The organism is Brakhagea slesvicensis (genome assembly GCF_052161625.1).
In the GTDB taxonomy this organism is placed as follows: domain Bacteria; phylum Planctomycetota; class Planctomycetia; order Pirellulales; family Pirellulaceae; genus JBKCUI01.
In genome coordinates, this window is record NZ_CP197412.1 from 275,949 (window position 1) to 290,763 (window position 14,815).

Sequence of the window (14,815 nt, forward strand, 5' to 3'; positions counted from 1 at the left end):
GATCCTGCGGGGAGATAAAAGTTTTTAGGACGCGATCGAACTAGGAGTTCACTTAGGTGTTCACTGCGGGACGGTCTTTCACGCGAAACATTTCTTGAAATGGGAGAACGATACCGCCATCGATGGAAAGGGTCGCTCCGGTGATGTAATCGCTGCGTGGATCGACCAGAAAAGCCACGCCATGCCCCAAGTCTTCAGGCTGTGCAAGCCTGCCCCAAGGAAGCGATTTCCCTCGCTCCATCAATTCGTCTTCATGAAAGAACTTGCGTTCTCCAGGAGTGTCTGTCCAGCCCGGATGGATGATGTTGACCCGGATGCGATACTCGGCCAACTCGACGGCGGCTGTCTTAGCCATCTGATCGATAGCTGCTTTCCCCATATTGTATGCCATCGCTCCTGGAATCGGTTTGTAGGCGTGGGGAGAGCTCACAACGACAATGTTCCCTCGGAACTTTTCGGGACCGGCGGCTTGAGAACGAGGGATCATTCGGTTCGCCACGGCGCGCGTGAGGTAAAACGGACCCCACATGCAGACGTCGATGGTCTTTTGGAATCCCTCCATCGACGCTTGGTAAAACAATTCCCGATCGCTATAAGCCGCATTGGACACAAGGATGGAAATCGGCCCCATCTCGCTTTCCACTTGATCCACCATCGATTCGACCGCGTTGCGATCCGAAACGTCACAGAGAAACGATTTGGCTCGGCGTCCCATGGCTTGGCAAGCTGCTGCGGTTTCATCGGCAGGGTTGATGTCATTGATGGCGACATCCGCTCCGGCCGCTGCGAGAGCTTTGGCAATCCCTGCTCCGATCCCGCGAGCGGCGCCCGTGACCAAAGCCAATTGCCCCTGGAGGGCGTTGGACTGAGCGTATGCAAGTTCCTGGCTGTTATCCATTTCGTCGATTGCGTCCCTTCGCATTTCCCTGCGATTCTGGTGGTTGAAATTGATTGGGCACGTTGGGTTGCTGCTGCCCCTCCATGCCCGGTTGCTGGGGAGCGCGCTGGACATCTTTTGGTCCAATCAAAGCCTTCAACGCCCGCTCCATCGCTTCCGAATTTGTACCACCAAGTTCAATCATTTGAACAGCCCCCGACGGCTGAGCCGCTTGATCAAGCTCTTTGATCATCTCGATCACCAACTTAAGCAAATCCTCCCCTTCAGCAGAAACGATGACCGAATTGGTGATGCGATCGATCCCCATTGAAAGTCGACCTGTAAAACTGAAATTCAACCCACCGCTGTCGCTTACTGTCTCCGTCGATTCTTCGTGCTTGGATTCTTTGTTCCCACCAGCCGCTCCCTTGCTAAAGGCCTTGTCGTTGGTGCTGAGAAGATCGCGATAGGCGTCTTTGATCGCCTCGACGATCGAGTCCGCGCGGGAGTGCTCGATCCGAACCAATCTGGTGAATCGCAACTTTTGGCGATTCGTCTTCTCGGGAACGTCCCAGAGTTTGATCAAGCTGCGAATTGTCTTTAGCTGCTGTTCGTCGGCTCCGATCACAATAATCGAGCGTGTGTCGATATCGCTGATGAAGCGCAGCTGCCGTTTTTTTCCCAATTGCGGATCTTCCGACTTGCTCTTCGGCCCGGAATCGAAACCAAAAATGAATGCAAAGGGGTTCGAGTCTTTCTCTGGTTCTTCGTCTTTGAAGTAGTCCTTCAAATTCAGCTCTACCCAAGAGGGACGAGCATTTTGGATATAGAAAACCTCGTAGCGTTTGAGTGGAGGTGCGTTGGCAAGCATCATCTGTTCGAGCCGATCGAGGGCATCGAGATCATCGCCGGTGAGAACTAGATTCCCTCGCTCATCGAATTGCAATCGAATCGAGTTCGCTGGCAAGCTGGATGATTCCGATGGCAAGCTGGATGCTGTCGTGACCTCGGCGGGACCGGCATCCCTAGCGCTGGCCCCGTTCCCTGGCGGAGTCTCGCCGCCGGATACTTGGTGAACCGAAAGCCGGCCACCAGGAATGGATTCCGCCGCACTTCGTTGTTTCTGTGTGATATCGGCATCTGGTTTCTTGGCTGGCTTCTCCTCGGTTTGAGGCTTTCCGGCGCCGTCGGTCTTTCCCGCGTCGTCGGCATTCTTGTCGGCTTTGGATTCGCTCTGAGCATCGGCTTTGCTCTGGGATGCGTCGGAAGATGCGGGCTCCGCTGGTTTTTCGGGTGGCGTATTGAGGGCATCCTTCTTTTCAAACTCGGTTTCATCGGGCAGAACGAGCGGGTTCGGAGATACTTTGGACCACGCCTCTTGGAGGCGTTTCAAGTACTCTTTGGTTTCGGCGGATCGCGAGGCATCGATCGTGCGAACGCGGCTTCTCTGCAAGCCCTGTGGAGGAATCTCGCCAAGCTTCACCAGCAGCTTGTTCACTTCTTGGATTTCTACTTCGTTCGCCCAAAGCAATAGTTGATTGTCCTGGCTATTGGCGCCGCATCGAAAGCTATCATCGTTGGTTGGTTCTTGTGGTCGTGAGAATCCGAACGGATCATAGAACATGCGTCGGTTTCGGTCGTCTTGTTTGGGTTCTTCTTTTCCCATTAAGAATTTGATCGTTCCGGCGACATCCTCAGCGCGCAATCGACGCAGTTGTATGACCTCAAAGTCTCTGGCGGAGCCGTCGAGTCGGTCCAAGGTTTGCTGAATAATCATCTGGTCGCTCAGCGAGGCGTAAGCGATGATCGCTCGATTTTTTTCGTCCACCTCCAATTTGGTAGTGGGTTCTAATGCGTCCATCGCCATGATCGAAGCGACAAATTGTTTTGGATCCAAGCTCATCAGTCGGTAGACCTTCATCCGCGTCTCAATGCTCTGGAGGCTTGCTGAATTCTCGTTCGGTACATCGATTCGCCTGAGAAAGGCGGCGATCACTGCCATCTTGTCCGGCGGGGCGTGCGCGATCACGCTATTGCGTCGCACATTGGCCACCACATAGATCTCGTTGTTGGCTGCCGCGGCGGGAGTTTTGCCACCTTGCTGTTGCTGCTGTTGTTGCATTTGCATCCGCATTTGCATTTCCTGCTGCTGCATCATCAATTCTTGCGGGGTCGGTCTGCCCGATGATGCGCGATTCACTTTGTTTTCCAATCCGAGAAAACTGATGATCTGTTCGCGAGCGTCGTTGGCTCGTACGAACTCCAATTCGAATTCGCGCGCGAGACTTTCTTGAGCCTCGTCGGACTGCTCTTCCTGCAGGATTCGGTAGATCTCAAATAGATTGCCTGCCGAGTCCATCGCTTCAAGACGGTTCGTAGAATCAAGTGGATTCAATGCACCATTGGCGCTTACCAAAGGTTTGAATTCGAGGGCAGCTTCCTTTGCGATCAACGTTGTCAAACTAAAGGAAGTTCGAACGAACCGGTTTGGTGGAAGAGACTCGAGGGCTTCCGGTGGTACTTTGGGAACGAGCGAAACATTGATCCCAGCGGTCTTGACGACTTGGATCATCCCGTCGAGTTCCAGCATGGTGAAGCCCCGAGCGAGCAAGTGGCGATTGAACTGATCGCGGGTTTCCTCGAGCGATTGTTTTCGTTGCGTCGCGATATTGAGATAGTCGCTGGGGAGCTCTTGCCAGTCGAGAGAAAGGTTGGAGGTTTCGGCCAACCAACGAAGCAAATCGGGCCAAGCCTGGTTGCGAAATTGGAACTGCACCATCCCTCTCTCGTCCGGTCGAACTTCGAATTCTTTTTTGTTCGGTGGCTCGGGAGGTGTGCTGGTCCGTTTGATCGGCTCGGAGGAAGCACTGGGACCTTTCCCTTCTGGACCTTTCCCCCCTGGTGCATTGGGGCCACCGGGAGGGATGGGCTTTCCATCGGGACCGATCGCAGGAGGTTGGCCTCCAGGAGGTGGACCACCGGGAGGCTGACCAGGAGCCCCCTCTGGTACAACGACAGCGCCAGGCGGTAATCCCCCAGACTGCTGAATCACGACGGCTCCACCCGGTGACTGAGTCGTGACCACGGTGCGTTGCGCGTGCGCTAACGGAGGGAACGACAGGAGAAAAAGCAGGAGGATCCCCAGGGATAATTTCGGGCGGTGCACGGCAATCATCATCAGTCCATTTGGCATGAGAAAAAGGTTGATTAGGGATTGGTCCCGTTCCTAAGGTCCATCCTTCGATTCCAGCCGGCGAATTTCCGACTTGCTGAGAAGCTTGCGCCACTGCTGCATGGAATCCGCTGAGCTCTTCTCGGGATGGTAACTAAATGTCTTACCCGTCAGGTCCGAGAGCTGGGCGATGGCGAGGACTCGTTCGTCGAGAAGCCCGCTGGCGAGGCCTTCTACCAGATACCGATCTCCCCCGTCCGCCAACTGTGCGTTGCTATAGGGGATGAGCAGCCGCAGCAACGTCTCCGCTCGCTCTGGTTCCCCCTGAACAAAACTCTCTACCAAACTGAAGATTCTTTCTTTTGAATGAGCGAAGCATGCCATTTTATTTAACCAAGCGGAGGAATGGACAAAAACTCCTTTCCTCATCAACAAACCGTTCGGACCGGAAAGAGCGGAGAAGTCCCCGAGTTGGGCGAGGAGCCGCGTCGCCATCGATGCGGTTTCCCCCTTCCTGTGAGTGGTCAACTGTCGAAGCAACTCCAGCGGTGAACCGTCCCCAGCCGCCAATCCTTTGGAGATATCTCGAGCTGCGTGTTGATCGATGGGACGTTCCACACTGGATCGCAACCAATCTGGGGTCACATCCAGAGGGCCAACGATAGCGGGTTTGGAGGGGAACAAAACAAGTCGATCTCCGACCTCCACCCTCGTCGGATTTTCAGTTGTGGAGACGTTCAAGGATTGCAACGACCCCTGAAATGATCCTTGCAAGCCGATCAGCTCGATCACACATTGGGTTTGAAGGGAATCTGCAAGACCCGTTGCATAGGCAGCGGGGACTTCTCGAGGCAACGAGGCGGGGGGAACCCACCCCGCCCACGCGTGGCGAATCTCCAAAGCGCAGCTGGAATCTTTGTCTGCGAATTCAATCTTGAGAACACCGATCGTCGTCGCGATTTCCAACGTGGTATGTCCCGGGGCCGGGAAAAGGATTAGCCGGCCATATGGAACATAAGCACCGACTCGGGAGTTCTCGACCTTTCCACTTGGATCGGTGGACGAGGCGTCTCGCAATTCGGTCTCTCCGCAGACCATGGCGACGATTCCACCAGGCAACCTAAACTCGGTCCGCTGCGCGGTTGGAATGACCCAAGTTCCTCCAGAGGACTGCATTCCCCCTTTGGCGACGATCCACTCGTGCGACTCTTCTGACGGAGTTCGGACCAGCACGATCGATTCCGATGACTCGGCCGACGCCGGCAGCCATTGAACCGCTTCCCTCAGGGGATTGCTCGCTCCCTCATCGGTGCGAAGGGGGATGGAATCTTCCTTGCCATCTGTCGATTCCTTCTCGACCGATGCGATATCGATCTTTGGATCGGTCTTCGGATCGACCGATGGGGATTCCCTGGTACCGGTTGGAAACTGGTCCGTCGGATCTACGACAGCTTGATTGCCAGTGGGGTTGCCAGTGGGGTTGCCAGCTTGGGCGTTGGATTCGGTCGGCGGTGGGTTGGAGTTCTTCAGAGATTCTTCCGGCGAGGCAGTCGCGATAGGAGCCGGATCGATGGAGATTGGGGTGGTTTCGGATTGGGATGATGATGCAGTAGAAGGCCTCAACATCTGAGCAAGTCGGTCGGTCGGGCCCAGCGCCAAGATGCCGACGATAGCCAGCCCTGCGAGCAAGGCGGTGACGGCAAAAGCATTCCGCATCCAACTGCGATCGCTCCCGAGAAGATACTCCGGTACTTGGTGCCCGAGCCCTTCGCTGAGTTCGATCCCGGAACCTCGCGAATCCGCAGGAGCCGTTCGCATCGTAGCAGGGGAGATCATCTCCACCCTTGATCTGCTGGTCGCATTGGTATTCCCAGTCGCGCCCGAATCGACACGGATTGGATTCGTTCCAAAATCCACTCGTTCGATCCGCAATCGCCCGGGAGAAGCATCGGGTTGGGTCGGCAAGAGATGGATGCGTTCGCGCAGCTCGTCCGGAATTTCGACCGTGCGCGTCAACGCCTTGGCCAAGATGGAGTGGCAACTTCCTACTTCACTCAGCAGCGCGTTGTTTTCCAAACATCGCCGCTCCAAGTCCGGAATCTCATCGGTCGGTAGGGTATCGTCCAGATACTCTGCAATCTGATTGGCGTCGAAACCAGTTTCCTTGGCGTCGATAGGGATCGGGGCCAACTTCGGATTGCGTAGACTTTGGTCGATCCGTTGGGAGATGTGGCGAGCCGTTGGGCTTTCCCGCAATTTACTCTCCAAAACCTGGCTATCTTTCGGATCCAGGACTCCGTCGCGATAAGCAAGTAGAGTTCGAAGGGTCAGTCGCATCAGTTCAGCTCATTCTGAGGGCGCCGGGTTCATACAAAGGTTGGGAAAGATGGGCCGCTGACTTCAATAGTGACGATTGGTGGGGCGATCCGTTCAACAATCGAAGAAAAAAGCTGGACATTTTTCCCCCACCAACGCTTGCTCCGTCCGAGTGGCCGGCAGGATCAGGCTAGGGAGATCGGAAACGCGACCTGCTTGCCCCCGATTGACAATGGGCGTCGAGGGGGCCTAAAATGCTGGGTTTTCCGCCGTTCAACTCCAGCGATCTGGGGTTTGGCACCCACGATGGCAGCGGCAGAGATTCGCAGTTGTCGCGCGGGAAGCAATCAGTTCGAAATATAAAAAGAAAAAGAACGTGTCGCCGATCCGGATTTTGTTCGAATCGGCGATCTTGATTTTCCGACTGAATGTTTGTGGATCTCCCGTCCTGCAGTTCGGGAGAAGTGATTGTTCATGACTAGGAACCGGAAGTGAAAGCACCTCACGAAGCAATTGCGAAAGCGGACACCTTGATCGAAGCGATGGGGTGGATCCGAAGATTCCGCGGCAAAACGACGGTGATCAAGCTGGGTGGATCCCTCATGGGAAATGACGATGCCATGCGTCATACCTTGCTCGACATCATATTCATGGAGTCGGTCGGGATGCGTCCGGTGGTAGTCCACGGAGGCGGCCCTTCGATCAACAAAGCCATGGAAAAGGCATCGATCGAGCCGGTCTGGATCCAAGGTCGGCGCTATACGGATGCCAAGACGCTGGAGATTGTCGAACAAACGCTGGCTTATGAGTTGAACGAGCAGTTGACGGCGGAGATAGAGCGGCTCGGAGGACGTGCGATGAATTTGAACTTTCGCACCACGAATGTCCTATTTGGCGAGAAGCTACTTTTGGAGGAACCGGGTTCCGAACCGACCGATTTGGGTTACGTTGGCCATGTGACGCGCGTCGATCGGCAGACCATCGAAGCGTTGACTTATACCGAGCAAATTCCCGTGATTCCGTCGATGTGCATCGACGATCAGGGCCAAAAATACAACGTCAACGCGGACACCGCCGCGATGGCTGTTGCCGAAGCACTGGGTGCAGAGAAGCTGATATTCATCAGTGACGTCAACGGCGTGCGGCGGGTGAAAGACGATCCCGAGAGCGTTCTCCATTCCTTGACCGCGGCCGAGGCGAAGCAATTGATCGCCGACGGTGTCATCGCCGGGGGAATGATCCCGAAGGTCGAGGCATGTATCTCGACGCTGCAACGAGGCGTAGGCAAAGTGCACATCATCGATGGGCAACTGCGTCATTCCCTACTTTTAGAAATCTACACCACCGCTGGCGTTGGAACGGAAATCGTTCAGAGTCGCCAATCCCCTGCTACGCGCATTTCCCCAACGTAGTTGATCATGAAGCATATTCGATCACTCTTCGATCTCACTCTCGACGAATTCCACCAAATCATCGCGCTGGCGGGCGAACTCAAACAACAACTTCGAACGGGCGACCGAGTCGAACATTTGAAGAACCGCACGTTGGCGATGATCTTCGAGAAGGCGAGCTTGCGGACCCGCGTCAGCTTTGAAGCCGGAATGGCGCAGCTCGGCGGTACCGCTCTCTATCTCACCAGCGATGTGGGATGGCGAGAAAGGGAGTCGATCGCCGATTTCGTTCGGGTGCTTGCAGAGTATTGTGACTTCATCGTTTGCCGCGCGATCTCCCAATCGACCGTCGAGGAACTAGCAAGCCACAACGTGCTCCCCGTCATCAACGGACTTACAGACCAAGCGCACCCATGCCAGGCGTTGGCGGACTATATGACCCTGCGCGAGACGATTCCCGACATCGAAGGGAAACAAATCACCTTCGTGGGCGATGGCAATAATGTCGCTCGGTCGCTATTGAACGTTTGCTCGATGGGCCGCATTCGCTTTCGCCTCGTCGGGCCCAAAGAGTATCACATCCATTCTTCCTACGTCGAGAAAGTGAAGGAACACGCTGGATGGTTGGACTTTGAACAAGGAACCGATATCGACCATTACGTCCGTGACGCAGATTTTCTCTACACCGATGTCTGGACGAGCATGGGACAAGAAGCGGAGGCCGCAGTGCGCAATGCCGCCTTCCGTCCCTACCAAATCAATAAAACACTGATGTCGAAAGCACCCGCCCACTGCAAGGTCTTGCACTGCCTCCCGGCTCGCCGAGGACAAGAAATCTCCGACGACGTGATCGACTCCGAAAGCAGTCTTGTCTTTCCCCAAGCCGGAAACCGAATGCACGTCCAAAAAGGACTGCTCGTGTGGCTCGCCCGCATGAACGGGATGATCGCTTAGGTGCAGGCTATTGTTTAGGACGATTGGGGCCAACGCCATCGGGTGTTTTCCAGTAGCCACCCAACCCCGGATCGAACGCGAGCCTTCGGGCTGGATCGGTTCGGACAACCCGACCCGCATCAAATGCAAGTTCGCCGCCAACCCAAGTTTTCACGGGCCACCCGCGCAACGTTCTTCCCGCCCAAGGACTCCATTTGCTCTTCGTGAACTGCTCTTCGTTGCGTATGGTCTTCGCAAGATTCGGATCGACCAATACCAAATCGGCATCGTACCCGACCTCGATCCGCCCCTTGCCGAGTATCCCCCAAACTCTCGCGGGCGCATCGCTGGTCCAGCGCGCGATTTCCTCCCACGTGCACAGGCCTCGCGAGGAGCGGTCTAGCAAAAGCGAGAAGTAGTTCTCAACGGCCGGCAATCCACTAGGGGAAGCGGGATAGGGCTTCTGCTTTTCCTCAAGCGTATGGGGAGCGTGATCGGTGGCGACCACTTGCAACACCCCATCTCGAAGAGCCTGCCAAAGAGCCACCGTGTCGTCTCGGTTCTTGATCGAGGGATTCATCTGAATCAAGCTACCCAGTCGCTCATAATCCTCGACGCAAAACTCCCAATGGTGAGGGCACAATTCCGCGGTGATGAGTTGGCGGTGATCTCGGATGCACTCCAATTCCGCAGCCGTGCTCACATGCAGGACGTGAAAACGATGGCGATGGCGATAGGCAAGATCCAGCGCTCGGCGGGTCGCGATCAGGGCGGCTTGGTGGTCGCGAATCAACGAGTGATCGCTAACGCGGTCGGTCCCTTTTAAACGTTCCGCATTCGCGCGTACGGTGCTTTCGTCTTCGCAGTGAGCGCAAATCGGTAGCGTCGTCTCCGCGAAAATACGCTCCAATGCGTCTTGGTCATCGACAAGCAAATCTCCAGTACTGGACCCGATGAAGATCTTGATGCCTGGCACACCGGTCGCCTTCTTCAACTCATCGGCATTGTCACTGGTTGCACCAATGTAGAAGCCGTAGTTTGCGATCGACTTCGTAGCCGCAATTGCGTACTTCGCTTCGATCGAATCTCGGGTCGTCGCAGCTGGCTTGGTATTGGGCATTTCCAGAAACGAAGTGACCCCGCCCGCCACGCAAGCTTGGCTCGCAGTCTGCAAATCCTCTTTGTGCGTCAGCCCCGGTTCCCGAAAGTGAACTTGATCATCGATCAACCCAGGAAACAGAACCAGCCCCTCCGCATCGATGATGTGATCTGCTGAGGTTGTCGGGGGAGCATCGACGCTGGCGATCTTCCCGTCTTCTATCAGGACATTGGCTTCGGCAACTCCGGTTGGAAATACGACCTTTGCCGAACGGATAAGTTGCCTACGGACCATGGGATCTCCGCAATGGATATTTGTAGGAGAGAACTCGACGCGACACTTTTGAAAACTGTACAATCAAGGTCCGCTTCGCGGGAGGGTCTGTCTCTCGCGTTGCGATGACTTTTCAAGCCAGGAGAATCACCTTGCGAGTTCAAGCGGATACTATGGCCGATCGGCCAATGCTCGGTGGGTTGGTTGTGTTCGGTGCCATCGTTCTCGGAACCATGGCCCTTACCTTGACCCAGTCCCCTCCAAAATATCGACATCTTGCACAAGACTGGAGCAATCGGATCGAGAAGGCGATCCAGTCAGGAGCAACCAACGAACTGCTCGACGAGCTGAATTCGGCCGTTCGCAAATCACCCGTCGACGAACAACTTTACCTGGCCAGAGGCTCCCTCTACTTTCGTACTGGCAAGATCGATCTTTCACTCGCCGATTTCGACAAAGTGATCGAGCTCCACCCCGAATCGAAGCCCTACCTTTGGCAACGCGGAATCTCCCTGTACTACGCAAAACGCTATCGCGAAGGCAAAGAACAATTTGAAGTCCACCGAACCGTTAACCCCAATGACGTCGAAAACGCCTTTTGGCACTTTCTGTGTGCCGCGAAACTCTCGGATGTCGAGCGAGCCAGCCGAGAAATCCTCCTTTCCGGACTAGATCGCCGCGAGCCGCTTATGCAGGTTCAACAAATGATCGCCGGCAAAATCTCCCCGGACGAAGTGGTGAAAGTGACGGAAAAGGGGGGCAAGTCAGTCCAGTTCTATGGACATCTCTATCTCGGTCTCTACTTCGACGCCAAGGAAGACACCACCGAAGCGATGAAACATCTCCGAAAATGCGTCGCCGTCGATTACCCCGGCTACATGTACGACGTCGCCAAAGTACACCTGCGATCGCTCGAACAGCCCAAAACCAGCGAAGTGGATAAAGCTGGAAAGTAACCCCGCCCGATTTGGGGGCGGCTATTTGGGAGACCTTTAGGGCTAACCGTATTTCAACCGAACAATCGATCACGAAAAATTTCAAAAATTTTAACAACCCCGATTTTCTTTTTGAGTACTGTCGCCTAATATACCGATGTCAGTTGCAGACGGGACTCGGGCGTGACCTGTCTGACGCTGACACAACCTTGCCCCATTGTGCTTAACTGGATTTCGGGCGTGACCAGTTAGGTGCTTTGGGGCTTTTTCGTTTCTAGACGGATCGATCGTTCACTGCTTCCCAGCTGCCGTTTGTAGGAAACTCAAAAGAGACGCCAACTCTTGGGTTGTCATGGTTTGCTCCATGTTACTCGGCATGAGCGAAAGCTCGCTCCGCTTTTCTTGTTCCACTTCCGACGCGGGTATCGCCAACTTCTTTCCTAACGGATCGACGAGGGTGATGGTTTCGTCGTTTCGGTCCGTGATAAGACCGGTGTGGGTAACGCCATCCTCCATTTGCAGAAGGGTCACGCGGAAAGCCTCGTCGACATTCCGATCGGGCCAAAGAATGTCTTCGCAAAGTCGCTCCAAACCGCGATTCCCAATTCCTTCCAATTGCGGGCCGACCACGTTCCCAAGTGTCCCTAGTTTGTGGCATTGCGAGCACTTGTCCATGAAGACGCGCATTCCAACTTCCCGATTTGGAACTTCGTCGCGAATCTCAGCCAGTTTTGATTCGATCAGCTTGCTTTTGTCCACGCGTGCGGCGAGCGACGCGCGGAACGACGCTAACCCCTCTTGCTCCTCTTCGCGCAACCCTCCCCACCAGCTTTCGGGCAACGTGCCCAAGGCATCCACCGATAACGCTCCTTGCTTCGTCCAAGTCGTGAATCGCACAGCTGCGTCTCGATAGCGTGAGAGCCGACGCACGAGACGTGTTTGACCGCTCGCGCTCATCCGCTTCAACAGGACCACGGCTTGTTCCTCCCAATCCGACGCCCATTGCCGCACGGCTGCGGCATCCTGTGGCGACTTCGGAATGGCAATTCGGTGGACGATGTCCCAGCACTGTGACTCCGCAGCGAGATCGGTCAACTCCGCCTCGATTGGGGAGGATTGCAGAAGCATGGGGCGAAGGATGACAAACCGCGCGTACTCGGAGAGCCCTTCGGATGCAATGAATTGCGACACGGCCATCGATTCGGCGGGAACACCGAATAGGTTGAACATGGTTCGCAGCACTTTCAGTTCGCTTTGGTCGTTCCGGAGTTGAAGAGTAGGATCCGAGAAATTCCCGATCGCGATCCACGCATAGCTACCCCCATTGTCTCCGTCGACGACTTCTAGAACCACCGACTTCCCTTCGAACAATTCCGTCCCCCAACGAACAGCGGTGGCGACGTCGCTGCGTGGCGGATAGGCTCTTGCAACTTCTTGATAAGTATTGGTCGCAGGTTCCCTCGCTAACAACCGAACATAATTCTTCTGCAAATCGGGCTTAGAGGGCAATCCATTATGACCTGCCAAGCAAAACTCGATCGGTCCTCCTGGCGTGAAAGGTTCTGTGGCCCAACTCCCCACATAGCTTTCACCCAAAACAAAACTGCTAAAAAGGGGTAAGGATTCGAGTGTTTCCCCCCCCGCCGGGGACATAACTTTGACTTGACGTACCTCGACGCCCCAAGTCCTCCGGTCGTCTTTGTCTTTCGACAAGGCTACCCATTCTCGAATGGGTGCGGTTCGGCTCGCCGATGCATGCGTACGATTCAGCTCTTGGGCGAGCTCCTCCATAGCGACATGGCCTGCCTCAATAAGTTTGCGAGAAAGGTTGCCACGCGACTGCTGCTGCCTTGCTCCGATCCCAACGAGACGCTCTGCGAACGCGTGTGGTTTGGAAGAGGATTCCATGTGCCGGAGCACTCCCAAATACCGATCCATGTTTGAATCGTCGACGACATCTGCCAATGGATCGACTGTCAGCCGAATCGATTGCTCGTCTTCGTTCGATCTCTCTTTGTCGTTAGCGATCCCGCGTTCCAGAAGATCGATTGCCCAACCGGTGCATCGCGTTGTTCGGCAAGCGGGTAGAACTCGCATCAACGCCCGCTGGATCGGTGCCTGGAGCCCTTGCGATATTCGGCTTTGTTCTGCGAATAGAGACTCCACGGCGGCGGGGTCGGAATCGGCTAAGGCGATGATCACGCGGCGAAGGGCGATTGCATGCGTCTGTTGCAGGATCGGGTCCGGCAACTGGCTCAGCTGCACGGCGGATTGGAGCAACGCTCGGAGGCCTTCCACGCTGGCATCCTGGCTCGATAGCTGTTGCACCGATGCGAGCCATCGCATGGCGTCGGTCGTCTTCGTAAGCTCGAGCCTACCCAAGTCACTCCATCGCGTCTTGGATGATCCGCCTGGGTGTGACTGCGAGACAGCCCGTGCATCTGGGATCGCACCGGTCCATCTCACACGCCATATGCGACCGCTGTTTCGATCGCGGTCGGGGTGGTCCAAAGGGACTTCGTAGTGACCGATGACTTTGTTGTAGAAGTCGGCGATGTATAAGTGACCATCGGGACCGAATACGAGGTCGACAGGACGAAACCAGGAGTCATCGCTCGTCAGTAAATCGGGCAATTCTGTCGCACGGGCCGTCGCGCCCTGGTAGCTAATCTGGTTTCGATTGATCCGGCAGGTCATGACGTTGCCGCTCAAGAATTGGTCGGTCATTTCGATGGGGAACTTGGAGTCCTTGGTGTGCGCCAAGCCCGCGATGGCCGTGCTGCCATGCAAGTGATCCATCATCGATGGAACAAAACCGAGCCCGTCATCGGGGCGACCGAAGCTAGGATTGCAGCCGCCCTGGAGAAGCTGTGTGATGGGTTTGCTATGGCAATCGGCGCTGAACCAATTCCCGAACCGGTCCTGAGTCATGCCGAATGGATTGACTTGCCCCTGGCTATAAAGCTCGATACGGCTTCCATCCGGGCGGAACCGAAAGATATTTCCGGATTGCATCGATACACGGTGGCCGTCGCGACCGGCCACATTGGATTGGTTGTTGAATCCGTGGCATGCGTAGATCCAGCCGTCCCCTCCATCGCGGAGAGAGTTCACCATCCCATGCGTATCGCGGCTCGTGTCGAATGGCCCATAAAGGACTTTCCGTTGATCGCATACGCCATCACCATCGGTGTCGCGCAGATGCCATAGGTTCGGGATGGAGAAAACAATCACTCCATCGTCGACAGGCAATATCCCAATCGGAATATTGAGATCCGATGCGAATAACCGCTTGGTCTCAAAGTCTCCATCCCGATCCGAATCCTCCAAAACGACAATCGAATCGGTGGCTGGCTCCCCCTCCTTGACCGGGAATGGGTAATGCCTCGTCTGGGTGACCCAGAGTCTACCCTTCGCATCAAAGGCCAAATTCAGAGGTTTCGCAATCTCGGGCTCGGAAGCGATCAAATCGACAGCGAACCCCTCGGGGACATGAAACCCAGCCCGCTCCTCGACCGGTGTGCGGTGGGGGGTCGAACGAATCGTAAGCCCGAACTCAGGCGTGGGAGTCGAGGGCTCAGCGGGTACGAAGCGATCTGCTGCGTGTGCCGATGAGACAATACCTGCGAGGAAATAGGCACAGAATCGAATATTTGCTGTCATTGCAGAGAGTTTGACTGGGAGAGATGGAGAGGGAGAGGCAATTAAGCAGACTTGGAAAATTGGCGAAGGTGTTTCCGCACTTTCCGCTCGTCTGCGGGTCCTAATTGTAACCAAAATTCGAAGAATGCTTAAAGTCAGCTCGTCTGCACCTTGCAT

At 55.4% G+C, this 14,815-nt stretch carries 8 protein-coding genes; 3 read left to right on the forward strand and 5 right to left on the reverse strand.

Features of this window, described 5'->3' with window-relative positions:
- Nucleotides 1-52: 52 nt before the first annotated feature.
- The 3 genes from SH467x_RS01015 to SH467x_RS01025 are packed head-to-tail and all read right to left on the reverse strand — an operon-like array spanning nucleotide 53 to nucleotide 6,386.
- Nucleotides 53-922, reverse strand: coding sequence for an SDR family NAD(P)-dependent oxidoreductase (locus SH467x_RS01015; protein WP_482369459.1), 870 nt, complete (start codon nucleotides 920-922; stop codon nucleotides 53-55).
- The gene (locus tag SH467x_RS01020) at nucleotides 891-4,070 is read right to left on the reverse strand and encodes a secretin N-terminal domain-containing protein (RefSeq protein ID WP_482369460.1); all 3,180 of its coding nucleotides are present in this window, start codon (nucleotides 4,068-4,070) and stop codon (nucleotides 891-893) included. The genes SH467x_RS01015 and SH467x_RS01020 overlap by 32 nt, the downstream gene beginning before the upstream one ends.
- Nucleotides 4,071-4,103: 33 nt before the next feature.
- Entirely contained in the window at nucleotides 4,104-6,386 is a 2,283-nt protein-coding gene (locus SH467x_RS01025) for a hypothetical protein (protein WP_482369461.1), read from the reverse strand.
- 521 nt (nucleotides 6,387-6,907) lie between these two features.
- On the opposite strand from SH467x_RS01025, the gene argB reads away from it, so the two are divergent.
- Both argB and argF read left to right on the forward strand, forming a co-directional pair.
- Nucleotides 6,908-7,777 carry an acetylglutamate kinase gene (gene argB / locus SH467x_RS01030; protein WP_482371327.1) on the forward strand — a complete coding sequence of 290 codons (870 nt, stop codon included), beginning with the start codon at nucleotides 6,908-6,910 and terminating at the stop codon, nucleotides 7,775-7,777.
- A 6-nt stretch (nucleotides 7,778-7,783) separates the two neighbouring features.
- Entirely contained in the window at nucleotides 7,784-8,710 is a 927-nt protein-coding gene (gene argF, locus SH467x_RS01035; RefSeq protein ID WP_482369462.1) for an ornithine carbamoyltransferase, read from the forward strand.
- A 7-nt stretch (nucleotides 8,711-8,717) separates the two neighbouring features.
- Here the strand turns inward: argF and SH467x_RS01040 are convergent, their stop codons facing one another.
- Nucleotides 8,718-10,082 carry a dihydroorotase gene (locus tag SH467x_RS01040; RefSeq protein WP_482369463.1) on the reverse strand — a complete coding sequence of 455 codons (1,365 nt, stop codon included), beginning with the start codon at nucleotides 10,080-10,082 and terminating at the stop codon, nucleotides 8,718-8,720.
- A gap of 152 nt (nucleotides 10,083-10,234) precedes the next feature.
- Between SH467x_RS01040 and SH467x_RS01045 the strand changes: the two genes are divergently transcribed.
- A complete protein-coding gene (locus SH467x_RS01045) occupies nucleotides 10,235-11,017 on the forward strand; it encodes a tetratricopeptide repeat protein (protein WP_482369464.1) in 783 nt (260 codons plus the stop codon).
- 270 nt (nucleotides 11,018-11,287) lie between these two features.
- Here the strand turns inward: SH467x_RS01045 and SH467x_RS01050 are convergent, their stop codons facing one another.
- Complete coding sequence (locus SH467x_RS01050) at nucleotides 11,288-14,659, reverse strand: PVC-type heme-binding CxxCH protein (RefSeq protein ID WP_482369465.1); 3,372 nt, start codon at nucleotides 14,657-14,659, stop codon at nucleotides 11,288-11,290.
- Nucleotides 14,660-14,815: the final 156 nt, after the last annotated feature.